Here is a 23,897-nt window from a genome sequence, read left to right as displayed (position 1 = left end):
GAAGGGGTAACAGGGAACTCGCATGCTTGCGTACTACCTGCAACTCGGACTGCGCAGTTTGCGGCGCAACCCGGTACTGACGACGCTGATGGTGCTGGCCATCGGCTTCGGCATCGCATCGTCGATGACGACGTATGCGGTGTTCCGCGCGGTATCCGGCAACCCGTTGCCGTCCAGGTCGTCGCAGCTGTTCGCACCGCAGATCGACATCTGGGGGCCGCAGAGCCGTGCGCAGGGAGTGGATCTCCCGGATGCGCTCAGCTACACCGATGCGACGGCGCTGATGCGCGCGCGCAAGGCGCGGTACCAGACGGCGATCTACCCGGTCGGGCACACCGCGATCCCGCAGGATGCCGGCAGCGAGCCGTTCGCGGTCGACGGCTACGCCACCTATGCCGACTTCTTCCCGATGTTCGACGCGCCCTTCATCTACGGCGGAGGCTGGGACGCGGGCCAGGACGATGCGCGCGCTTCGGTGGTGGTGATCAGCAGCCAGCTCAACCAGCAGTTGTTCGCGGGTGCCGACAGCGTGGGACGCACGGTGCGCCTGGACGACCACGACTACCGGGTCATCGGCGTGCTGGCGGACTGGAACCCGCGGCCGCGCTTCTACGACCTCGACAACAACAATGGCTTCGCCGACCCGCCGGGCTTCTTCGTGCCTTTCACGCTGGCCGTGGACCTGCAGACGGAAACCCGGGGCAACAACAACTGCTACGGCAGCACCGGGCGCGCGCCGGGCTGGCAGGGCTGGCTGCAGTCCGATTGCGCCTGGGTGTCCTTCTGGGTGGAGCTTCCGGATGCCGCCGCGGTGCAGGCGTACCGGAATTTCCTGCAGGGCTACATGGCCGAACAGGACCGCCTTGGCCGCTTCCGCTGGTCGCCTTACTACACCCTGCGCGACCTCACGCAGTGGATGGACTACGAACAGGTGGTGCCGCCCGAGACGCGGATATCGTTGCTGTTGTCGCTGGGTTTCCTGCTGGTGTGCCTGGTGAACACCGTAGGCTTGATGCTGGCCAAGTTCATGCGCCGCGCGGGGGAGATCGGCGTGCGGCGCGCCCTGGGCGCTTCGCGGCGCGAGATCTGGGCGCAGTTCCTGGCGGAGGCCGCCATCGTCGGCGTGGTCGGTGGCCTCGTCGGCGTGCTGTTCACCGGCATCGGCGTGCTCGGCATCGGCCTGGTGTTCGAGCCGGATATCGCCCGGCTCGCCCATATCGACGTAAGCCTGGTCGCCCTGACGCTTGCCTGCGCGCTGGTCGCGACGTTGGGCGCCGCGTTCTATCCCACGTGGCGAGCCGCCCGGGTGCAACCCGCGTGGCAGCTGAAGTCCAATTGAGGCGACGACGATGCAGATCCGTCCCATCCTCGCCACGTTGAAGCACCACAAGGCCGGCACCTTGCTGATCGCGATGCAGATCGCGCTGACCCTGGCGATCGTCTGCAACGCGCTGTTCATCATCCGCCAGCGCGTGTCCCACCTGTCGCAGCCCAGCGGCGTCGACGAGGCGAACGTGCTGGTGGTCCTCAACGAGTGGGCCGGCAAGCCGTCGCCCGGCGAGATCGCGTCGCTGATGGCGGCCGACGTGGATACGCTGCGCAGGCTGCCGGGCGTGGCGGATGCCTATGCCAGCAACACCTATCCCCTGAGCGGCGGCGGCATCGCCTTCGGCATCGGCCATTCCCCCGACAAGCTCAAGCCCGTATCGACCACCGCGATCTATTTCGCGGACCAGGACGCATTGCCGACCCTGGGGCTGAAGCTGGTGGCGGGCCGCAACTTCCGCGCCGACGAGATCGGCCAGGTCGACCGGCACGGCGATATCCAGCCCGGCGCCATCATCGTGACGCGCGGGCTGGCGGACCGCCTGTTCCCCGATGGCTCGGCGCTGGGCAAGACCGCCTACATCAGCAGGCAGCCGAGCACCATCGTGGGCATCGTCGAGCGCCTGCAGTCGCCCTGGGTGGACAGCGGCATGGCCGAGTGGGCCGACTGTTCGACCCTGGTCCCGTACCGGCAGCTGACCGCGGCCACGCGATACGTGCTGCGGGTGCGGCCGGGGCAGCTCGAAGACGTGCGCCGCCACGTGCGCGCGGCGCTGTATGCCGCCAACCGCATGCGGGTGATCAGCCCGAAGGACGGCGTGCGGACTTTCGCCGAGATCCGCGCGGATGCCTACAAGAGCGATCGTGGCATGGCGATCCTGATGGGCGTCATCAGCGTGGTGCTGCTGGCCATCACCGCGGCCGGCATCGTGGGGCTCAGCAGCTTCTGGGTCGGACAGCGCCGCAAGCAGATCGGCGTGCGCCGTGCGCTGGGCGCCACGCGGCACGACATCCTCGGTTATTTCCTCACCGAGAACCTGCTTATCAGCACGGTGGGCGTGCTGGTCGGCAGCGTGCTCGCACTGGGCCTGAACCTGTGGCTGATGAAGCAGTTCGAGCTGGCGCGGATCGCGCCGGGTTACGTGGTGGCGGGCGTGGTCGTGCTGCTCCTACTCGGACAGGGTGCCGTGCTGGCCCCGGCGCTGCGCGCCTCGCGCGTGCCGCCGGTGGAGGCGACGCGCTCGGTGTGACGTTCTTAACCTCCTTTCCCGTTTGCGGGAGAGGGGAGTCGAAACTTGAGGAGAGAATGAAATGTTCGCCTACTACCTCGACCTGGCCCTGCGCAGCCTGAGACGCAGCCCCGGCCTCACCGCGCTGATGGTGCTCGCCATCGGCTTCGGCGTGGCGGCCTCGATGACCACGTGGTCGGTGTTCCGCGCCGTGTCGGGCGATCCGATCCCGTGGAAATCGTCCAGGCTGTTCGTGCCGCAGCTCGACATCTGGGGGCCGGACAGCCGCAAGAAGGGCGGCTACGACGACATCGCCGACGCGTTCGACTACACCGACGCGGTGGCGCTGATGCGCGACCACCGCGGCAAGCTGCAGTCGGCGATGTACCAGGTGTCGCCCTCGGTGGTGCCGGCGGACGCCACCAAGCATCCGATCAACGTCACCGGCCATGCGGTGTTCGGCGAGTTCTTCCCGATGGTGGAGGCGCCGTTCAAGTACGGCAGCGGCTGGGGCGCGCAGGACGACGCGAACCGCGCGCACGTGGTGGTGCTCAGCGACAAGCTCAACCAGAAGCTGTTCGGCGACGTCAACAGCGTGGGCAGGAGCGTGAGCATCGAAGGCAAGGATTACCGCGTGGCCGGCGTGGTCGCCAAGTGGAACCCGCAGCCGCGCTACTACGACGTGGTCAACACCGGCGGTTTCGTCGGCGACGGCGCCGAGGACGTGTTCCTGCCGTTCAACACCGCCATCGACGTGGGCATGCCCAACAACGGCAACACCAATTGCAGCGAGATCCCCAAGGGCTCCGGCTTCGTCGGCCTGCAGCAATCCACCTGCGTGTGGATCGCCTACATGGTCGAGCTGGACAGCGCCGCCGACGTGGACAGCTACAGGAACTACCTCGACGGCTACATGCGCCAGCAGAAGCAGGCCGGCCGTTTCAACTGGGCACCCAAGTACGAGCTGCGCGACCTGCCCGCATGGCTGGACTCCGAGCACGTGGTGCCCGACGACACCAAGGTGTCGCTGCTGGTGGCGCTGGGCCTGCTGATCGTCTGCCTGGTGAACACGGCAGGCCTGCTGCTGGCGAAGTTCCTGCGCCGCAGCGGCGAGATCGGCGTGCGCCGCGCGCTGGGCGCGCCGCGCGCGGCGGTGTACGCGCAGTTCCTCACCGAGGCGGGCATCGTCGGCGCGGCGGGCGGCGTGCTGGGCCTGCTGCTCACCGGCGCGGGCGTGGCCTGCGTGGGTTGGGTGCTGCCGAAGGACATCGCCGCGCTGGCGAGGCTGGACGTGTCGCTGCTGGCCACGACGTTGCTGCTGGCGGTGGTCGCCACCGTGCTGGCGGGCTTGTACCCCACCTGGCGCGCTTCGCGCGTGCAGCCGGCGTGGCAATTGAAGTCGAACTGAGCGGTCTGCTGATCCCCTCTCCCACGGGCGGGAGAGGGTGCCCGACAGGGCGGGAGAGGGTCCGGCTTTTTGCGGCATCACAAAAAGCGCCCTCTCCCCCAACCCCTCTCCCGCCTGCGGGAGAGGGGAGCCAACAAACAATGAGGGTTCCCACATGACCATTCATCCCATGATCTCCGCGCTGCGCAAGCACAAGGCAGGCGTGGTGCTGATCGCCCTGCAGATCGCGCTGACCCTGGCCATCGTCTGCAACGCGGTGTTCATCATCGGCCAGCGCATCCAGCGCGTGAACCGCCCCACCGGGCTCAACGAACAGGATCTGTTCCTGGTCAGCCAGCAATGGGTGGGCGCGCCCGCCGGCGACGACGCGGACAGCATCCAGAAGCTGGATGCGCTGCAGCGCGAGGACCTCGCCACGCTGCGCGCGCTGCCCGACGTGGAATCGGTGACGCCGACCAATTCGCTGCCGCTGCTCAACTCGAGCTGGAACGGCTCGGCGTCGATCAACGCCGACGCCAAGCTGATCGGCGGCAATGCGCGCACCACCTACTACTTCGGCGACGAGAACTTCCTGCGCACGCTGGGCCTGCACCTGGTCGCGGGGCGCGACTTCAATGCGGGCGACGTCATCAACAAGGGTTTCCGCAACACCACCGAGCCCGGCATGATCCTGGTGACCAAGGCACTGGGGGACAAGCTGTTCCCGAAGGGCGATGCGCTCGGCAAGGTCATCTACCTCGACGGCAGCGGCACGCCGAGCACCATCATCGGCGAGGTCGAGCGCCTGCAGGTGCCCGCCACCGGCGGCTGGGTCAGCGCCTTCACGTGGAACGCGACGATCGAGCCGGTGCGCCTCAACGCCAATTTCTCCCGCTATGCCGTGCGCGCCAGGCCGGGCCGGTTGCAGGCGGCGATGCGCGAGGTGACGCCGGCGCTGTACAAGGCCAACCCGATGCGCGTGCTCGACGACGACAGCGTCAAGTCGTTCGCCGACATCCGCAAGGAGGCCTACCGCGCCGACGTCGGCATGGCCGCGCTGATGGGCGTGATCTGCCTGATCCTGCTCGGCGTCACCGCCGCGGGCATCGTCGGCCTCACCAGCTTCTGGGTGGGCCAGCGCCATCGCCAGATCGGCGTGCGCCGCGCGCTGGGCGCGCGCAAGGCGGACATCCTGCATTACTTCCAGATGGAGAACCTGCTGATCGCCGGCATCGGCGCGGTGGCCGGGGTGGCGCTGGCGATCGGCCTCAACCTGCTGCTGATGAAGCACTACGAGATGGACCGCATGCCCGTGCTCTACGTGCTGGCCGGCGTGGCCATGGTGCTGGCGCTGGGGCAGGGCGCGGTATTCGCCCCCGCCCGCCGCGCTTCCAACGTGCCGCCGGTGGTGGCGACGCGGGCGGCGTGATGGTTCTGCCCTCTCCGTGCGGGAGGGGTGCCCCGTTCCCTTCCCCCACTTGTGGGAGAGGGGCCGGGAGAGAGGAGGTGGGGTTGCCGTGACGCCAGAGCGACCCTTCCCCAACCCCTCTCCCGCAAGCGGTTGAGGGGAGTGAAGTGTGGCTTCTCCGCAAGGAGAGGGGGAACCAACGAAGGAGTGGGCATGTTCGGCTATTACCTCGACCTTGCGCTGCACAGTTTCAGGCGCACGCCCGTGCTCGCCGGCCTGATGACGCTGGCGATCGCGCTGGGTATCGGCGCGTCGATCACCATGCTGGCGGTATTGCACAACCTGTCGGGCAATCCGCTGCCGGGGCGCAGCGACGCGCTGTTCCATCCGCAGGTCGATCCCCGCCCGGCCGATCTGCCGGGCGCGAAGGACGAGCCGCCGGACGACCTCAGCTATCTCGATGCGGTGAACCTCTACCAGCTCGGCGTCGCGCCGCGTCGCGCGCTGATGAGCAGCAACTGGCTGCCGGTGCGCAAGGATGCGCAGGACAGCCCGCTGGCGATGGTTACCGACCGTGCCACCACCGCCGACTTCTTCGCGATGTTCGGCGTGCCCTTCATCTACGGCTCCGCCTGGTCGGCGCAGGACGACGCCAGCCACGCGCAGGTGGTGGTGCTGTCGCGGGCGATGAACCAGCAACTGTTCGGTGGCGAGGACAGCGTGGGCAGGAACCTGGTGATCGCCACCAAGACCTTCCGCGTGGCAGGCGTGGTCGACGACTGGAACCCGCAGCCGCGCTTCTACGACCTGAACGACGGCGCTTTCGGCAAGGCCGAGCAGATGTACCTGCCGTTCTTCACCTGGCTGGACCTGCCGCAGGACTACGGCTACGGCCCGATGGACTGCTGGGGCAACGACCCGAACGCGGGCATGCACGACCCGAAGGCGCAGCAATGCACCTGGGCACAGTTCTGGGTGCAGCTGGATACACCGGCGCAGGTGGCGGGCTACCGCGCCGCGCTCGTCCAGTACAGCGCGCAGCAGCATCGGCTGGGGCGTTTCCAGCGTCCGCCGAACGTGCGGCTGGCCGGGCTGGTCGACTGGCTGGATTACAAGCGCGTGATCCCGGTGACGGTGCGCATGCAGACCTGGATCGCCTTCGGCGTGCTGCTGATCTGCATGGTCAACACGGTGGGGCTGATGGTGGCCAAGTTCCTGCGCAAGTCGGGCGAGATCGGCGTGCGCCGCGCGCTGGGTGCCTCGCGCCGCATGGTGTTCCTGCAATGCCTGGTCGAGGCCGGGGTGGTGGGCGTGGCCGGTGGCCTGCTCGGCCTGCCGCTGGCCTGGCTGGGCCTGTGGATGGTGCGCCAGCAGCCGGTGAGTTTCGCCGCGTCCGCGCGTTTCGATCCATCCATGCTGGGCGCGGCGCTGGCGCTGGCCGTGCTGTCGGCGCTGGCTGCCGGCGTATGGCCGGCGCTGCGCGCTTCCCGCGTGGCCCCCGCGCTGCAGGTGAAGTCGCTATGAGGATCCACCGGCAGATACGTCCCATCCTCGCCGCCCTGCGCAGCCACCGCGCCGCGGTGGTCCTGCTGATGCTGGAGATCGCGCTGACCATGGCGGTGCTCGGCAACCTGGTGTTCATCGTGTACGGCACCATCCAGCGTTCGCACGAGCCGACGGGCGTGGCGGAGAGCGAGATCGGCCTGATCCAGAGCATCGGCGTGATCGGCCAGGACAACCCGGGCACGGTCGCGGGCAACCTCGCGGCGATGCGCGCCGCACCCGGCGTGGCGGATGCCGCCTACGGTTCGCTGCCGCTGTGGTGGGTGGACCACAACCCGCTCTTCCTCGATGCATCGCGGCAGCATCCCGCGCTGCATGCCTATGAGTTCCAGGGCAGCCAGCACCTGAACAGCACGCTGGGCCTGCGCGTGGTGCAGGGGCACGACTTCGACGACGGCGAACTGCCCGACGCCATGGACGTCTACATGGGCAAGGCCACCGCGCCGATCCCGGCGCTGCTGACGGAATCGCTCGCCAGGCGCCTGTACCCGGATGGCAGCGCGCTGGGCCGCATCCTTTACGACGGCACGCACGGCCTGCGCGTCATCGGCATCGTGGACCACCTGCGGGGCGAGCTCACCGGAAGCGCCGGCGACGACGATTCGCTGGTCTACGAGTACCACGTCAGCACCCAGGACGTGGGCGGCGGTTTCCTCGTCCGCAGCCAGCCGGGCCGGCTGCCCGAGGCGCTGCACGCCGCTGCCGCCGCCCTGCAGAAGGCCAACCCCGGCCACGTGCAGAACAAGCTGTACACGATGGCCGAACTGCGCGAGGGCTACTTCAGGAGCTCGCTCGCCGCCGGCCGCATGCTGGTGGCGATCATCGTCATCCTGCTGGTGGTGACCGCGCTGGGCGTGAGCGGGCTGGCCAGCTTCTGGGTGCAGCAGCGGCGCCGGCAGATCGGCATGCGCCGCGCGCTGGGCGCCACGCGCGGCGACATCCGGCATTACTTCCAGGCCGAGAACTTCCTCATCGTCACCGGTGGCGTGCTGCTTGGCGTGCTGTTCGCCTATGCGCTGAACCTGTTCCTGATGCAGCGCTTCGAACTGCCCCACCTGCCGGCGCATTACCTGCTGGTTGGCGCGGTGGCGTTGTGGCTGCTCGGCCAGCTGGCGGTGCTCGGCCCTGCGCTGCGCGCTTCAAACGTCCCGCCGGTGGTGGCGACACGGTCGGTTTGAGTTCTTCCCTCTCCCGCTTGCAGGAGAGGGAGATCAAGAAGGAGTGCGGCATGTACGGCTACTACCTCGATCTGGCACTGCGCAGCCTCAGGCGCAACAAGGTGCTCACGGCGCTGATGGTGTTGACCATCGCGCTGGGCATCGGCACCAGCATGACCACGTTGACGGTGATGCACGTGCTGTCGGGCGACCCGATCCCGCAGAAGAGCGCGCAGCTGTTCCGCGTGCGCATGAATGTGTTTCCCGATGATCGTTTCCGCGCGGGCGACGACGTGCCCGACAACCTGGCCCGGCGCGATGCCGAGGCGCTGTTGCACGACACGCGTGGCGATCGCCAGGTGGCGATGTCGGCCGGCTCGATGGCGGTGACGCCGGTGCAGGGCGATCCGCAATGGGTGCAGGCGCGCTACACCGGCGCGGGTTTCTTCCCCATGTTCGACGTGCCGTTGCGCTACGGCCACGCGTGGGGGCCCGACGACGATGCCAATCGCGCACGCGTCGCAGTGATCTCCAGTGCGTTGAACGAGCAGCTGTTCGGCGGCAAGGACAGCGTGGGGCAGACGCTGAAGGTGGGCGACCAGGGGCTGCGCATCGTCGGGGTGCTGGGCGAATGGGACATGAATCCGCGTTTCTACGACCTGAGCAACGGCCAGTTCGGCGACAGCGAAGACGTGTTCATGCCGTTGTCCACGGCGGAGGACATGAAGCTGAGCGCCAGCGGAAACATGTGGTGCTGGGGGAACTCGAACGACATGCAGGCGGCGGACGCGCCCTGCCTGTGGTTGCAGTATTGGGTGCAGCTGGATACGCCGGCCAAGGTGTCGGCCTACCGCCAATACCTCGGCAACTACATCGCCCTGCAGCAGCAGGCGGGCCGCTTCCACCATTCCGGCCAGGCCGATCTGCGCGACGTGATGCAATGGCTGGACTTCAAGGGCGTGGTGCCCTCCGACGTGCGCCTGCAGATGTGGCTGGCGCTTGGGTTCCTCGGCATATGCCTGCTCAACACCGTGGGCTTGCTGCTGGCGAAGTTCCTGCGCCGCAGCGGCGAGCTTGGCGTGCGCCGCGCGCTGGGTGCATCGCGGCGCGCGATCTTCCTGCAATGCCTGATCGAGGCCGGTGTGGTGGGCCTGGTCGGCGGCGTGTTCGGGCTGGCGCTGGCCGGGCTCGGCATGCTGCTTGTGCGCCACCAGCCCACCGACTACGCGGCGTTCATCCATATGGATCTGCGCATGCTGCTGGGCACGTTCGTGCTGGCCCTGACGAGCAGCCTGCTGGCCGGCCTGCTGCCCGCATGGCGGGCGATGCAGGTGGCGCCCGCCGCCGCGATCAAGTCGAATTAGGAGAGCGCCCATGCACTTCCGCCACATCCTCAGCGCGCTTGGCCGCCACCGTATCGCGGTATGCCTGCTGGTGCTGGAAATCGCCTTCTCCTGCGCGGTGGTCTGCAACGCGCTGTTCCTGATCGGTGCACGGCTGGATCGCATGCATCGACTCACTGGCGTCGATGAGGCGCACCTCGTGGAAGTGGGGGTGCGCAGTGTCGCGCCCGGTTCGCCGGAGGCGATCATGGCGCAGACGCGCACCGACCTCGCTGCGCTGGGCACCATTCCCGACGTGGCCAGCGTGTCCATCATCAACCAGACCCTGTTCGGCGACTCGTTCAGCGGAAGCGGCGTCGGCCTCAGCGACGCGCCCAATGCGCCGACCATCACGGTGACCCAGTACTTCGGCAACGCGCAGCTGGCTGGCACGCTGGGCCTGAAATTGGTCGACGGGCGCTGGTTCAAGCCGGACGAATTCGTCAGCGACGAACAGCTGGAAGGCGGCGGCGCCACCGTGCCGGTCATCATCACCCGTGCGCTGGCCGAGCATTTTTTCCCGGGCCAGTCGGCGGCCGGCAAGGTGATCTATGCCTTCGGCACCAACCGCGTCGTGGGCGTGGTGGATCGACTGGTGCAGCCGAAGGATTACGGGCCTGCGGAGTCCTACGAATACGCCATGCTGTTCCCGGTGAACCTGTCGTATGCGCAAGGTGCCTACCTGCTGCGCGTGAAGGACGCGTCGCAGCGCGATGCGGTGATCCGCACTGCCTTGCAGGCATTGAAGGGCGATGGCCCGTTGCGGCTGGTGTCGCCGAAGAACGCCCGGACGCTGGAAGCGGCGCGCGCCAAGTACTACCGCAACGACCGCGCGATGGCCTGGATGCTGGTGGGCGTGTGCCTGCTGCTGTTGATCGTCACCGCAGTCGGCATCGGTGGCCTGGCCAGTTTCTGGGTGGCGCAGCGCCGCCGGCAGATCGGCATCCGTCGCGCCGTCGGGGCGACGCGCAGCGACATCCTGCGCTACTTCCAGACCGAGAACTTCCTGATCGCCACGCTCGGCATCGTGCTGGGCATGGTGCTGGCCTACGGCCTCAACCTGGTGCTGATGCTGCATTACGAACTGGGGCGCCTGCCGGGTTGGTATTTCCCGGTGGGTGCCGTGACGCTGTGGATCATCGGCCAGCTGGCCGTGCTCGGCCCCGCGTTGCGCGCGTCGCACGTGCCGCCGGTGGTGGCGACGCGGAGCGTGTGACGGCTTTGAAGCCTCTCCCTTGAAGGGGGATTTGGAGGAGAAACAGAGATGTTCGGTTACTACCTCGACCTCGCCTTGCGCAGCCTCCGGCGCAACAAGGCGCTCACCGCGCTGATGGTGCTGGCGATCGCGCTGGGCATCGGTGCTTCGATGACCACGCTTACCGTGCTGCACGTGCTGTCCGGCGATCCGCTGCCGGGGCGCAGCGGGTCGCTGTATTACCCGCAACTCGACCCCCGTGACGGCCATGGTTACCTGCCAGGCAAGACGGAGCCGATGGATCAAATGGCCTGGATCGACGGCATGAACCTGCTGCAGGCGAAGCGCGCGGACCGGCAGGCGCTGATGACCGGCGGCGATGCGGCGATACAGCCCGAGAACGGCGCGTTCGATCCGTTCTACGAGGACATGCGCTTCACCACGGCAGGCTTCTTTCCCATGTTCGGCGTGCCGTTCGAGTATGGCCATGCCTGGGGCGAGGCGGAAGACGATGCGCATGCGCGGGTAGTGGTGATCAGCAGCCAGCTCAACGACAAGGTTTTCGGCGGCGGCGACAGCACCGGCAAGACGCTGCGGCTGGATGGCTCGGCCTTCCGCGTCGTCGGCGTGATCGGCGACTGGCACCCCAATCCGAACTTCTACGACCTGAACCGCAAGAACTACAACGAGAACGAAGGCGTGTTCCTGCCGCTGTCCACCTCGCAGGACCTCGGCATGGCCCACGACGGCAGCGTCGACTGCTGGGGCAACGGGGGCTCCGGCCAGGCGCCGGACCATGACTCGCCTTGCGCGTGGCTGCAGTTCTGGGTGCAGTTGGACAGCCCGGCCAAGGTCGCCGGGTACAAGGAGTTCCTTCTGCACTACGCCGAGCAGCAGAAGGCGCTGGGGCGTTTCCAGCGGCCACCGAACGTGCGGCTGCGCAACGTGATGCAATGGCTGGCTTACCAGCAGGTGGTGCCCGACGACGTGCGCCTGCAGGCGGGGCTGGCCTTCGGTTTCCTGCTGGTATGCCTGGTGAACACGGTGGGCCTGATGCTGGCGAAGTTCCTGCGCCATGCCGGCGAACTGGGCGTGCGCCGTGCGCTGGGTGCCTCGCGCCGCGCGCTGTTCGCGCAGCTCCTGGTGGAATCCGGCGTGGTCGGGCTGGTCGGTGGCGCGGGCGGCCTGCTGCTGGCGCTGGCCGGCCTGTGGCTGGTGCGCCGTCAACCGGCGGAGTACGCGTCGCTGGCGCATCTCGATCCGATGATGCTGCTGGCCACCTTTCTGCTGGCGCTGGGTGCGAGCCTGCTGGCCGGCCTGCTGCCCGCGTGGCGCGCCTGCCAGGTGACGCCTGCCCTGCAATTGAAGAGCAATTAATCCGCTTGCCCTGCACGCGGGAGCGGCCGTCGATGGCCGCACTTCTCAAGAAAACGCTCCGCTTGGGGCATGAGGCGACACCATGGAATTGCGACCGATCCTTTCCACCCTGCGGCGGCACAAGACCACGGCGTGGTTGCTGATCCTGGAAATCGCGCTGACCTGCGCCATCGTCTGCAACGCGGTGTTCCTGATCGGCCAGCGCCTGCAGCGCATGGATCTCCCCAGTGGCATCGCCGAGCACGAGCTGGTGCAGATCCAGCTGGGCCACGTCGGCAAGAACGTCGATGCCAAGGCGCAGACGGAAGCGGACCTGGCCGCCTTGCGGCAGATTGCCGGAGTACGGCAGGTGGCGGTGGCCAACCAGTTGCCCTTCAGCTTCGGCAGCGACTCCAACGGTAGCCTCATGCTCGATCCGCGCCAGCAACAGAAGACCGCGCAAGTCGCGGAGTTCATGGGAGGGCCGGGTCTGTTGCCCACCCTGGGTGCGCAACTGGTGGCGGGACGCGATTTCCAGCCCGGCGAGTACGTCGATTTCGATGCGGCGGTGCAGGCGTTGCACGATGGCGACGCGCGTGGCCTGCCGCAGGAGATCATTCTCACCCGCGGGCTTGCCAAGCGCCTGTGGCCAGGGCAGGACGCATTGGGCAAGACGGTCTATTTCGGCAACAACCTGCCGTTCCGCGTCATCGGCGTGGTCGCGAGCCTGGCGCGGCCGAAACAGCTGGAGCAGGGCGTCCAGTACAGCACGGTGCTGCCGATAAGCATGACGGCGGCCGACGGTTCCAGCTACATCCTCCGCACGTCGCCGCAGGAGCGCGGAGCGGTGCTCAAGGCCGCAGTGGCCAAGCTCAAGCAACTTGATCCCAATCGCGTGGTGCTGGTGAAGCGCACCTACGACGCGGCGCGCCGCGAGTATTTCGCCGACGACCGCGCGATGGCCGGCATCCTGGTCGGCGTGATCGTGGCGCTGCTCACCGTCACCGCGCTGGGTATCGTGGGCCTGGCCAGTTTCTGGGTGGGGCAGCGCCGCCGCACGATTGGCGTGCGCCGTGCGCTGGGCGCCACGCGCGGCGACATCCTGCGCTACTTCCAGACCGAGAACTTCCTGCTCGCCAGCTTCGGCATCGCGCTCGGCATGGTGCTGGCCTACGGCCTCAACCTGTTCCTGATGCTGCATTACGAACTGCCGCGCCTGCCCGGCATCTACCTGCCGGTGGGCGCGCTGGTGCTGTGGGGCATCGGCCAGCTTGCGGTGCTCGGTCCCGCGCTGCGTGCGTCGAACGTGCCGCCGGTGGTGGCGACGCGCAGCGTGTGAACTCTTCCTTCTCCCGCCTGCGGGAGAGGGCTGCAATTGAGGAGAAGCGGACATGTTCGGTTATTACCTAGACCTGGCCTTGCGCAGCTTGAAACGCCACCGGGTGCTCACCGGATTGATGGTGCTGTCGCTGGCGCTGGGCATCGGCGCCTGCATCACCACCACGACCGTGCTGCGGCTGCTTTCGGGCGATCCGCTGCCGCAGAAGAGCGACCGGCTGTTCTATGCGCAGGTCGATCCCAACGCCAAAGAAGGCTATATCGCCGGCCAGACCGAGCCGCCGGCGACGATGACCTACGTCGACGCGATGTTCCTGCTGCACGCGCACCGCGCGAAGCGGCAGGCGGCGGTGGCGCTGACCTCGGGCAAGATCGCGCCGCAGCGGGCCAACGAGCGGCCCTTCTACAGCGACGGAGTGCAGACAACGGCGGATTTCTTCGGCCTGTTCGATGCGCCGTTCGAGTACGGCAGCGGCTGGACGGCGGCGGACGACGAGGGTGGTTCCCGGGTGATCGTGATCGCGGGCTTCCTCAACCAGAAGCTGTTCGGCGGCGCCAACAGCGTGGGCAAGACGATCCGCATGAACGACCACGACTTCCGGATCGTCGGCGTGCTCAAGCCGTGGTCGCCGCAGCCGCGCTTCTATGCGCTGGACCTGGGCGGCCATGACTACGGCGGCGATGGCGATGCGATGTTCCTGCCGCTGAAGACCGCCATGGACCTGAAGATGGGGCCGCAGGACATCGAGTGCTACAACGCGGTCACCGATGTCGACAACCTCGCGGCCGCGCCGTGCATGTGGCTTGGCATGTGGGTCGAGCTGCCGGACCAGGCGGCCGTGGCCGACTACCGGACGTTTCTCGCCAACTATGCGAAGCAACAGGTGGCCCAGGGTCGCTTCAGCCGCGACGAGACCGCGCTGCTGGATCTGATGGGCTGGCTGCGCGACCAGCAGGTAGTGCCCGACGACGTGCGGCTGCAGGCCGGCCTGGCGTACGGCTTCCTGTTGATCTGCGTGCTGAACACGGTGGGCCTGCTGCTGGCCAAGTGCCTGCGCCGCTCGCGCGAGATCGGCGTGCGTCGTGCGCTGGGCGCCACGCGCGGTGCGATCTTCGGCCAGTTCATGGTCGAGGCCGGCATCGTCGGCCTGGTCGGCGGCCTGCTCGGCCTCGGCTTTGCCGAGCTGGGCCTGTTCGGGATACGCCACCAGCCTGCCGAGTACGCCAGCCTCGCGCACCTGGACCTGTCGATGTTCCTGTTCACCTTCGTGGTGGCACTGGTGGCCAGCCTGATCGCCGGGCTGCTGCCCGCATGGCGTGCCTGCGCGGTGGCGCCGGCACCGCAACTCAAGGCCAGCTGAGGAGATACCCATGGAAATCCGTCCGATACTCGCCAGCCTGAGCAAGCACCGCATCCCGACCGTGTTGATCGTGCTGGAGATCGCGCTGACCTGCGCCGTGCTGTGCAATGCCGTGTTCATGATCGGCCAGCGCGTGAGCGCCATCCGCCTGCCCAATGCCATCGACGAGCACAGCCTGAGCATGGTCGGGCTGAGCGGCACCGACGAGAAAACCGCCGGCAGCGACATCCCGCGCAACCTCGCGGCGCTGCGCGGCATTCCCGGCGTGCAGGCGGCAGGGGCAATCAGCACCTTGCCGCTCAGCCACAACAACTGGGGATGGAGCTTCGGTACCTCGCCGGATGTGTCCGTCTTCGACAAGAAGACGGTCAACTTCTCGCTGTTCTTCCTCGGCGAAGGTGCCGACAAGGCGTTGGGCCTGCGCCTGCTGGAAGGGCGCTTCTTCAACGCCGACGACTACGCGGACAGCTCGTTCGGCAGCGCGCCCCTGCCGGAGACGCACGTGACTCTGGTGACGCACAGCATCGCGGAGCGCATGTGGCCCGGGCAGTCGGCGCTGGGCAAGACCTACTACACCACGTCGCATTACTACACCGTGGTCGGCGTGATCGCCGACGTGCTGCGCCCGAACATCGATGGTCCGGGCGAGGCGGCCAACTACTACAGCGCCTTCTTCCCGATGAGCGCGGAAGGCTCCAAAGGCAACCTCCGGCGCTATGTGCTGAGCAGCGCGCCGGGCGACCGTGATCGTGTGATGCGCGCTGCGGAGCAGAAGCTCGACGAGCTGAATCCCAACGGCGTGACCAAGAGCGCGATCTACTCGGACATGCGCGACCAGTACTTCGCCGACATGCGCAGCATGGCGTGGATGCTGGTGCTGGTCTGCGTCGTGATGCTCGCGGTGACCGCGTTCGGCATCGTCGGCCTCACCAGCTTCTGGGTGGGGCAGCGGCGCCAGCAGATCGGCATCCGCCGCGCGGTGGGCGCCAGCCGCAGCCACATCCTGCAGTACTTCCAGACCGAGAACTTCCTGCTCAGCGGCGCCGGCGTGGTGCTCGGCATGTCGCTGGCCTACGGCATCAACCTGTACCTGATGCGGCACTACGAAATCACGCGGATGCCCTGGTACTACCTGCCGGTCAGCGCGATCGCGCTGTGGGTACTGGGCCAGCTCGCCGTGCTCGGTCCAGCGCTGCGCGCAGCGAACGTGCCGCCGGTGGTGGCGACGCGGAGCGCGTGAGTTCCCCTTCTTCCGCCAGCGGGGGAAGGAAATGCAACAAGGAGAAACGGAAATGTTCGGCTATTACCTGGACCTGGCCTTGCGCAGCCTCAAGCGCAACAAGGTGCTCACCGTGCTGATGGTGCTGGCCATCGCGGTGGGTATCGGCGCGTCCATGACCACGCTGACGGTGATGCACATCCTGTCCGGCGACCCGCTGCCGGGCAGGAGCGCGCACCTGTTCTATGCGCAGTTGAATCCGGACATCGCCCGGCCACATGCCAAGGAGCCGGCTTACGTAATGGATTACCACTCCGCGATGGATCTGTGGGGAGCACATCGCGCCGACCGCCAAGCGTTGATCGTGAACAGCGCGATCAAAGTAGTCGCGCCGGAGTCCGCCGTGCCGCCACTGCAGCTGGACATGCTTTCGACCACGACGGATTTCTTCCCGATGTTCGGCGTACCGTTCCACTATGGCAGCGGCTGGAGCGCGGACGATGACGCGCAACATGCGCGGGTAGTGGTGATCTCCGACGATCTCAACAACAAGCTGTTCGGCGGTGCCAATAGCGTGGGCCGCACCCTGCGTCTGGGTCGCAGCGACTTGCATATCGTCGGCGTGCTCAAGCCGTGGCGGCCTGCGCCGCTGTTCTACGAGGCATGGGGAAACTACACCAGGCCGCAGGACGTGATGACGCCGCTGACCTCCGGCCTGGAGATCAACGACGGCCATTTCATGCAGTTCACCTGCTGGGATATGCCATCCACGCCAGGCCATCTGCAGAATGCACCATGCGAATGGGTTGGGCTGTGGGTGCAACTGGACGATGCCGCCAAGGTGTCCGCGTACAAGCAGTTTCTGGGCGATTACGCCGCGCAGCAGAAATCGCTTGGCCGCTTCACCAGCGGCGTCACGCGTTTGCGCAGCCTGATGCAGTGGCTGGATTACCTTGGCGTGGTGCCGGACGACGTGCGCCTGCAAAACTGGCTGGCCTTCGCCTTCCTCGCCATCTGCCTGTTCAACACCATTGGCTTGTTGCTGGCGAAGTTCCTGCGTCGGAGCGGCGAGATCGGCGTGCGCCGCGCCTTGGGCGCGAGCCGCGCGGCGATCTTCGCACAATGCCTGGTGGAGGCGGGGCTGCTTGGCCTGCTCGGTGGCATCGGCGGCTGGCTGCTGACGATGGCGGGCCTGTGGTTGGTGCGCCGGCAGCCGACTGACTACGCCGACCTCATCCGCCTCGACCTGCCGATGTTCCTGGCCACGTTCGCGGTGGCGATCGCCACCAGCGTGCTGGCCGGCGTGTTGCCAGCGTGGCGTGCCTGTCGCGTCGCGCCGGCGCTGCAACTGAAGGCTTTGTGATGCGCACTCCCAACCAGAGCGCTTTCCATAAAGGTACCGCCACCATGCAGATCAAGCCCATTCTTTCGGCACTGCGCAAACATCGCCTCGCCACGCTGCTGATCGCGCTGGAAGTCGCGCTTGCCTGCGCGGTGTTATGCAACGCTTGCTTCCTGATCGCCTCGCGCATGGAGGCGATGAACATCCACAGTGGCGTGGACGAGGCCGCACTCGCACAGATCACGCTGGATTGCGACGACTGCAATGCAAACGACGTCAATGCGCGCGTGCTGTCCGGCCTGGGTAAGTTGCCCAGCGTGCAGTCGGTGAGCGTGATCAACGCGGTGCCCTTCGGCAACCATGCCGGCACCGCAGGCATCACACTGGACGCGGCAGGCCAGCATTCCGGTGGCGTGGTGGATTTCTATGTCGCAGGGCCGGGCAGCTTCGAGGCGCTTGGCCTGCAAGTTGTAGCCGGTTCGGCGCCTGCGCAGGGCGATTTCCAGGCCGTCGAAAACTTCCTGCCGGCGGACGCCTCCGTATGGGTGACGCGCGCGCTGGCCGGGCATCTGTGGCCGGATGAATCGCCGCTGGGCAAGGAGTTCTGGATGGGCAAGTACCACTTTCGCGTGGCCGGCGTGCTGGCGCATTTCGCGCGACCAGGTGGCGGCGAGGGCGGGCCGTCCACGCGCGAATGGTCGGTGTTCGTGCCGGCATTGCCCGGCAAGCAACTCACCAACAACTACCTGTTACGTGCCGACCCGGCGCATTTGCAGCAGGTATTGCGCGATGCGCGTGCGGCGATCGCCAGCATCGTTCCCGAGGCCGTGCTCGACCAGCAGGCCAGTCGCACGATTGGCGAATTGCGCGATAGTTACTTTCAGGCGGATCGCGCGATGGCCGGCATCCTGGTCGGCGTGATCGTCGCGCTGTTGCTCGTCACCGCACTGGGCATCGTCGGCCTCGCCAGCTTCTGGGTGGCGCAGCGGCGCAAGCAGATCGGCATCCGCCGTGCGATCGGCGCCACGCGCGGCGACATCCTGCGCTACTTCCAGACCGAGAATTTCCTGATCGTCACGTTCGGCATCGCGCTCGGCATGCTGCTGGCCTACGTGATCAACGCGGTGCTGATGAAGTTCTACGAACTGCCGCACCTGCCGCTGTACTACCTGCCGATGGGCGCGCTGGCGCTGTGGGTGCTGGGGCAGCTCGCGGTGCTCGGCCCGGCGTTGCGCGCGGCGGCGGTGCCGCCGGTGGTGGCGACGCGGTCCGTGTGATTTTCCATGGGCGGGGGAACCCGCCACCAATCGTTGACCTTGATGGAGTGATGCATGAAGAAGATTCGGCGGGCAGTCGGTGCCCTGTTGGCTGCGGCCACGCTCGTGACGGCAGGTGTCGCGGGTGCCACCGCGGCGGAACAGGATGCCGCGCATTGGATGACGCGAGCCCAGGTCACCGGCGTCATCGCCGCCAACCAGAAGATCGTTTCGCAGAACGGCATCCAGGAGCAGATCAAGGTACGCATCAACGGTATCGACCAGTGGCTGACGATACGCGGCCGCGATCTCCGCAACCCCATCCTGCTGGTGCTGCACGGCGGCCCGGCATCGCCGGACATGCCGCAGGCCTGGACGTTCGAGTCGCCGTGGCAGGACTACTTCACCGTGGTCGAGTGGGACCAGCGCGGCGCAGGCAAGACCTATGCCGCCAATACCGAAGCGCTGATGGCGCCGGGCATGAGCATCGAGGGCATGACCGACGATGCGGCCCAGGTCGTGGACTACCTGCGCCAGCGCTTCCACAGGCAGAAGATCTTCGTGATGGGGCACTCCTGGGGCAGCGTGCTGGGCGTGGAACTGACGCAGCGCCACCCGGACTGGTTCTACGCCTATATCAGTGTGGGCCAGGTCGTGAACATGCGCCGCAACGAAGAGGACGGTTACGCCTTCGCCATGCGCGAAGCCAAGGCGCACGGCAATGCCGCCGCCGTGCGCGAGCTGGAAGCGATCGCGCCCTATCCGGGGCTGAAGGGCATCACGCTCGACCAGATCAGCGTGCGCGACAAATGGGAGATGTACTACGGCGGCCTCGCCTGGGGGCGCCAGGACTACCAGTTCGCGGCGGATACCTGGGACCTGTCGCCCGACTACAGCGCAAGCGACGTCAGCGCCATCGGCAAAGGCAGCGTCTTCTCGCTGAAGCACCTGCTCAAGCCGCTGCTGTCGGTAGATTTCGACCGCACCACCCGGTTCGGTTGCCCCGTGGTGATGTTCGTCGGCGCGCATGACAACACCACGTCGCACACGTTGGCCGAGCAGTGGTTCGACAAGCTGCAGGCGCCGTCCAAGCGGCTGGTGGTGTTCGCCGATTCGGCGCACATGATCATGCTGGAGCAGCCTGGTCGCTTCCTGATCCACCTGGTGGACGACGTGCTGCCGTATGCGCAGAAGGCGGGCGACGCGGCGCCGGCCGAGACGGTGCGCGACCACTGATCCGGGGGGCGGCCGTGATGCCCTGGCATCGCGGCCGGCTGCGTGGGATGGCCGTGGTACATACACACATGGAGATGCGATGTTCACTTATTACCTCGACCTGGCACGGCGCAGCCTCAGGCGCACGCCGGTCCTCACCGGCCTGATGGTGCTGGCGATCGGCCTGGGCATCGGCGCGTCGATGACCATGCTGACGGTGCTGCACGTGATGACGGACGACCCGATGCCGGGGCGCAGCGCGCAGTTGTACACGCCGCACCTCGATCCGCTGCCACTGGATCACAAGCGGCGCGGCGACGGCCCCGACCCCACCGCCGACCTGACCTGGCCCGATGCGATGGCGCTGCTCGCGGCGCGGCGCGGCGTGCGGCAGGCGGCGATGGCGGGCGGTTCGCTGCTGCTGCGGCCGGAGCGGGCAGGACTGCGGCCGTTCTACGTGGCGGGACGCTATGCCACGGCGGATTTCTTCGCGCTGTTCGGCGTTCCGTTCGAGCGCGGCGGCGGCTGGAGCGCGGCGGCCGACGCGGCCGACGCGCAGGTGGTGGTGCTGAGCGACGCGTTGGCGCGCAAGCTGTTCGGCGCAGGCAATGCGGTCGGCCAGACGGTGCACCTGGGCGAGCACGATTTCCGCGTGATCGGCGTGACGGCGGATTGGGCGCCGAAGCCCTTGTTCTATGCCGACCAGACCGGCACCCAATACAGCGACGCCGACCTGTTCTTCCTGCCGTTGTCGGTGGCGGTGAGCCAGAAGTTTCAGGTCAGCGGCAACCAGTCCGGCTGGGGCAAGGGCGATTCGATGTCGCTGACCAGCGCGAACATGAGCTGGCTGCAGTTCTGGGTGCAGCTGGATACGCCGGCACAAGTCGCGGCGTATCGGCAATACCTGGTCGACTACTCCGCGCAGCAGAAGGCGCTGGGCCGTTTCCAGCGCCCGCCGACGAACGCGAAGCTGTACGGCTTGATGGGCTGGCTGGCGCACGAGAACCTGGTGCCCAACGACGTGGACCTGCAATTGTGGCTGGCGCTGGGCTTCCTGTTCGTGTGCATGCTCAACATCGTGGCGCTGCTGCTGGCCAAGTTCCTGCGCCGTGGCGGCGAGATCAGCGTGCGCCGCGCGCTGGGCGCCAGGCGGCGTGACATCTTCGTCCAACTCGGCATCGAGTCGGCGCTGATCGGCGTGGCCGGCGGCGTGCTGGGCCTGGCCATCGCGCAACTCGGCCTGTGGAGCATCCGCCAGCGCCCGGACGACTACGCCAGGCTGGCGCAGATGGACGTGCCGATGCTGCTGGGCACGCTGGCGCTGGCCGTCGTCGCCAGCGTTCTGGCCGGCCTGCTGCCGTCGTGGCGCGCCTGCCGGGTGGCGCCCGCGCTGCAGTTGAAAACCATGTAGTAGCGCGCCCTGCGCGCGATGGAGCCGGCGTCGCCGGCTCCCGTCCCGGAGAAAACACGATCATGCAAATCCGACCGATCCTTTCCACCCTGCGTCACCACAAGCTCACCGCCATCCTGCTGACCCTGCAGGTGGCCTTCACCTGCGCCATCGTCTGCAACGTGGCCTTCATGGTGGCCAAGCGCGTGCAGCGCATCAGCGTGCCCACCGGCATCGCCGAGAACGAGCTGTCGGCGATCTCCAGCAGTGGCATCGAAAAAGGCGAAAACATGCAGGCGCGGCAGACGGCCGACCTGGCGGCCCTGCGCGCGATTCCCGGGGTGCGTTCCGCCGTGGCGGTCAGTTATTCGTTGCCGCTGAACCAGAGCGAGTCGTCCAGCGGCATCTGCCCCAGCAAGCAGGCGCTGGACCGGGCGATGCAGCTCAATTCGATCGACGGCAGCGGTTGCGTGCAACCCGCCTCGTACGACGGTACGCCGGGTTTGATCGCCACGTTGGGCCTGCAGCTCGTGGCGGGGCGCGACTTCCTGCCGGACGAGTACGTGGGCAAGGGCAAGCCCGCGGTGGCGATCATCACGCGCGCATTGGCGCAGAAAATGTATCCGGGGCGGCCGGCGCTGGGGCAGAGCATGTACGACGGCGACCACTTCATCCGCGTCGTCGGCATCGTGGATACCCTGCTGCGGCCGGCCTTGCGCAAGCCGGGCGTCGACGGCGACAGCCTGATCTGGCCGCAGCGCCCCGACGGCTCCGGCGTCACCTATGTGCTGCGCAGCGCCCCGCAGGACCGCCAGCGCGTGCTCAAGGCCGCCGAGGCCGCGTTGCTCCAGGCCAGCCCCAACCGCATCATCGCCCCCGGGCAGATGCAGACCTACACGCAGATCCGCCGCGCCTATTTCCAGCGTGACACCACCATGATCGGCCTGCTGATCGCCTCCGCGCTGGGCCTGCTGTTCGTCACCGCGCTGGGCATCGCCGGGCTGGCGAACTTCTGGGTGCAGCAGCGCACGCGCAGCATCGGCATCCGCCGTGCGATAGGGGCGACGCGCGGCGACATCCTTCACTACTTCCAGACCGAGAACTTCCTGATCGTCACCGCCGGCGTCGTGCTTGGCGTGGTGCTGGCGGTGGTGCTGAACCTTTTGCTGATGACGCACTACGAATTGCCGCGCCTGCCGCTGTGGTACCTGCCGATCGGCGCGCTGGCGTTGTGGGCGCTGGGCCAGCTTTCGGTGCTGTCGCCCGCGCTGCGCGCGGCGGCGGTGCCGCCGGTGGTGGCGACGCGCAGCGTGTGAAGTTTTCCCCTCTCCCGCCTGCGGGAGAGGGTGCTTGAAGGGCGGGAGAGGGCAGGGCGGGGCGTGACATTGCGCGCTGGCCAAGCCCCCTCCCCCGACCCCTCTCCAGCAAGCGTGAGAGGAGAGAGCTCAACGAAGGAGTGACGGATGTTCGGCTACTACCTCGACCTGGCCTGGCGCAGTCTCGGGCGCAACAAGGTGCTCACCACGCTGATGGTGCTGGCCATCGCGCTGGGCATCGGCGCCAGCATGACGATGATCACGGTGCTGCACGTGATGACGGCCGACCCGATCCCGGGGCGCAGCGGGCAGCTGTTCTATCCGCAGGTCGATCCACAGGGCATGGAGGGCTACAGCAAGGCCAGCGATCCGCCGGACCAGTTGACGTGGCTCGATGCGATGAGCCTGCTGCATGCGCGCAAGGGCGTGCGCCAGGCGGCGATGTCGGCCGGCCGGGTGACGGTGGTGCCGCCACAGGGGGCGACGCACGCCTTCATTGCGGATGCCCGTTACGCCACGGCGGATTTCTTTCCGATGTTCGACGTGCCGTTCGCCGATGGCGGCGGCTGGGCGGCCAGCGACGACGACAAGCATGCGCGCGTGGCGGTGATCGCGCGCGAGCTGGCCGACAAGCTCTACGGCACGCCGCATGCGGTGGGCCAGTTGCTGCGGTTGGGCAAGTACGACTTCCGCGTCGTCGGCGTGCTCGACGACTGGAACCCGGCACCGCATTTCTACGATCTCTCGATGGGCAGCTACGCCAAGCCGGAACAGGTATTCCTGCCGTTCGAGACGGCCATGGAGCTGAAGCAGGGCACCCAGGGCAGCATGATGTGCTGGGGGGATTTCCCGACGGACGGCGACATGACGAAGGCCAACGGGTGCGCCTGGGTGCAGTTCTGGGTGCAACTGGACACGCCGGCGCGAGTCGCCTCCTATCGCGACTTTCTCGCCGGCTACTCGGAACAGCAGAAGGCGCTGGGCCGTTTTGCGCGACCGCCGAACGTACGGTTGCGCGACGTGATGCAATGGCTGGACTACAACCACGTGGTGCCGGGCAGCGTGCAGCTGCAGACCCTTCTGGCGCTGGGTTTCCTGCTGGTGTGCCTGGTCAACACGGTGGCGATGCTGCTGGTGAAGTTCCTGCGCCGCGGCGGCGAGCTCTCCGTGCGCCGCGCCATGGGCGCCTCGAAACGCGCGGTGTTCGCGCAGTTGCTGGTGGAGGCTGCGCTGGTCGGCCTGGCGGGTGGCGCCGTGGGGCTGCTGCTGGCGGCCTTCGGCTTGTGGGTCGTGCGCCAGCAGCCGGTGGAATATGCGGCGTTTGCGCACATGGACGGGGCCATGCTCGCCGCCACCTTCGTGCTGGCCGTGTGCGCCGCCTTGCTGGCGGCCTTGTTCCCGGCATGGCGGGCCTGCCGCATCGTGCCGGCCCGCCTGCTGAAGACACAATGAGGACG

The 23,897-nt window shown here is 67.4% G+C and carries 18 protein-coding genes; all 18 read left to right on the top strand.

Translation table 11 applies throughout. The features are described 5' to 3' along the window. Nucleotides 1–22: 22 nt before the first annotated feature. The 18 genes from IHE47_RS01875 (at nucleotide 23) to IHE47_RS01790 (ending at nucleotide 23,892) form a co-directional block, all read left to right on the top strand. Nucleotides 23–1,339: an ABC transporter permease gene (locus IHE47_RS01875; RefSeq protein ID WP_192103656.1), complete on the top strand. Its 1,317-nt coding sequence runs from the start codon at nucleotides 23–25 to the stop codon at nucleotides 1,337–1,339. Nucleotides 1,340–1,349: 10 nt separating this feature from the next. After that, complete coding sequence (locus tag IHE47_RS01870; protein WP_192103654.1) at nucleotides 1,350–2,576, top strand: FtsX-like permease family protein; 1,227 nt, start codon at nucleotides 1,350–1,352, stop codon at nucleotides 2,574–2,576. A gap of 61 nt (nucleotides 2,577–2,637) precedes the next feature. After that, nucleotides 2,638–3,963: an ABC transporter permease gene (locus tag IHE47_RS01865; protein WP_192103652.1), complete on the top strand. Its 1,326-nt coding sequence runs from the start codon at nucleotides 2,638–2,640 to the stop codon at nucleotides 3,961–3,963. A gap of 154 nt (nucleotides 3,964–4,117) precedes the next feature. Continuing rightward, on the top strand, nucleotides 4,118–5,371 hold the full coding sequence (locus tag IHE47_RS01860; RefSeq protein WP_192103650.1) for an FtsX-like permease family protein: 1,254 nt from the start codon (nucleotides 4,118–4,120) through the stop codon (nucleotides 5,369–5,371). Nucleotides 5,372–5,563: 192 nt separating this feature from the next. After that, a complete protein-coding gene (locus IHE47_RS01855; RefSeq protein WP_192103648.1) occupies nucleotides 5,564–6,874 on the top strand; it encodes an ABC transporter permease in 1,311 nt (436 codons plus the stop codon). Continuing rightward, nucleotides 6,871–8,091 (top strand): FtsX-like permease family protein, encoded by a 1,221-nt coding sequence (locus IHE47_RS01850; protein ID WP_192103647.1) that lies wholly within the window; start codon nucleotides 6,871–6,873, stop codon nucleotides 8,089–8,091. Before IHE47_RS01855 ends, IHE47_RS01850 begins: the two co-directional genes overlap by 4 nt. Nucleotides 8,092–8,141: 50 nt before the next feature. Beyond that, on the top strand, nucleotides 8,142–9,434 hold the full coding sequence (locus IHE47_RS01845; protein ID WP_192103645.1) for an ABC transporter permease: 1,293 nt from the start codon (nucleotides 8,142–8,144) through the stop codon (nucleotides 9,432–9,434). Nucleotides 9,435–9,444: 10 nt separating this feature from the next. Further along, on the top strand, nucleotides 9,445–10,668 hold the full coding sequence (locus IHE47_RS01840; RefSeq protein ID WP_192103642.1) for an FtsX-like permease family protein: 1,224 nt from the start codon (nucleotides 9,445–9,447) through the stop codon (nucleotides 10,666–10,668). Between the two features lie 48 nt (nucleotides 10,669–10,716). Continuing rightward, a complete protein-coding gene (locus IHE47_RS01835) occupies nucleotides 10,717–12,024 on the top strand; it encodes an ABC transporter permease (protein ID WP_192103641.1) in 1,308 nt (435 codons plus the stop codon). Nucleotides 12,025–12,106: 82 nt separating this feature from the next. Beyond that, a complete protein-coding gene (locus IHE47_RS01830) occupies nucleotides 12,107–13,342 on the top strand; it encodes an FtsX-like permease family protein (RefSeq protein ID WP_192103638.1) in 1,236 nt (411 codons plus the stop codon). Nucleotides 13,343–13,394: 52 nt separating this feature from the next. Beyond that, on the top strand, nucleotides 13,395–14,702 hold the full coding sequence (locus IHE47_RS01825) for an ABC transporter permease (protein ID WP_192103636.1): 1,308 nt from the start codon (nucleotides 13,395–13,397) through the stop codon (nucleotides 14,700–14,702). Nucleotides 14,703–14,712: 10 nt separating this feature from the next. Then, a complete protein-coding gene (locus IHE47_RS01820) occupies nucleotides 14,713–15,942 on the top strand; it encodes an FtsX-like permease family protein (RefSeq protein WP_192103634.1) in 1,230 nt (409 codons plus the stop codon). Between the two features lie 52 nt (nucleotides 15,943–15,994). Further along, nucleotides 15,995–17,284: an ABC transporter permease gene (locus tag IHE47_RS01815; RefSeq protein WP_192103632.1), complete on the top strand. Its 1,290-nt coding sequence runs from the start codon at nucleotides 15,995–15,997 to the stop codon at nucleotides 17,282–17,284. A 44-nt stretch (nucleotides 17,285–17,328) separates the two neighbouring features. After that, nucleotides 17,329–18,540: an FtsX-like permease family protein gene (locus IHE47_RS01810; RefSeq protein ID WP_192103630.1), complete on the top strand. Its 1,212-nt coding sequence runs from the start codon at nucleotides 17,329–17,331 to the stop codon at nucleotides 18,538–18,540. Nucleotides 18,541–18,594: 54 nt separating this feature from the next. After that, entirely contained in the window at nucleotides 18,595–19,755 is a 1,161-nt protein-coding gene (locus tag IHE47_RS01805) for an alpha/beta fold hydrolase (protein WP_192103628.1), read from the top strand. Nucleotides 19,756–19,834: 79 nt separating this feature from the next. Continuing rightward, nucleotides 19,835–21,145 (top strand): ABC transporter permease, encoded by a 1,311-nt coding sequence (locus tag IHE47_RS01800; RefSeq protein WP_192103626.1) that lies wholly within the window; start codon nucleotides 19,835–19,837, stop codon nucleotides 21,143–21,145. A 62-nt stretch (nucleotides 21,146–21,207) separates the two neighbouring features. Continuing rightward, nucleotides 21,208–22,440, top strand: coding sequence for an FtsX-like permease family protein (locus IHE47_RS01795; protein ID WP_192103624.1), 1,233 nt, complete (start codon nucleotides 21,208–21,210; stop codon nucleotides 22,438–22,440). Nucleotides 22,441–22,587: 147 nt separating this feature from the next. After that, nucleotides 22,588–23,892, top strand: coding sequence for an ABC transporter permease (locus IHE47_RS01790; protein ID WP_192103622.1), 1,305 nt, complete (start codon nucleotides 22,588–22,590; stop codon nucleotides 23,890–23,892). Nucleotides 23,893–23,897 lie beyond the last annotated feature (5 nt).

It is taken from the genome of Rhodanobacter sp. DHB23, from assembly GCF_014842975.1.
Classification (GTDB): domain Bacteria; phylum Pseudomonadota; class Gammaproteobacteria; order Xanthomonadales; family Rhodanobacteraceae; genus Rhodanobacter_A.
This window is presented reverse-complemented; position numbering and strand designations above follow the sequence as displayed.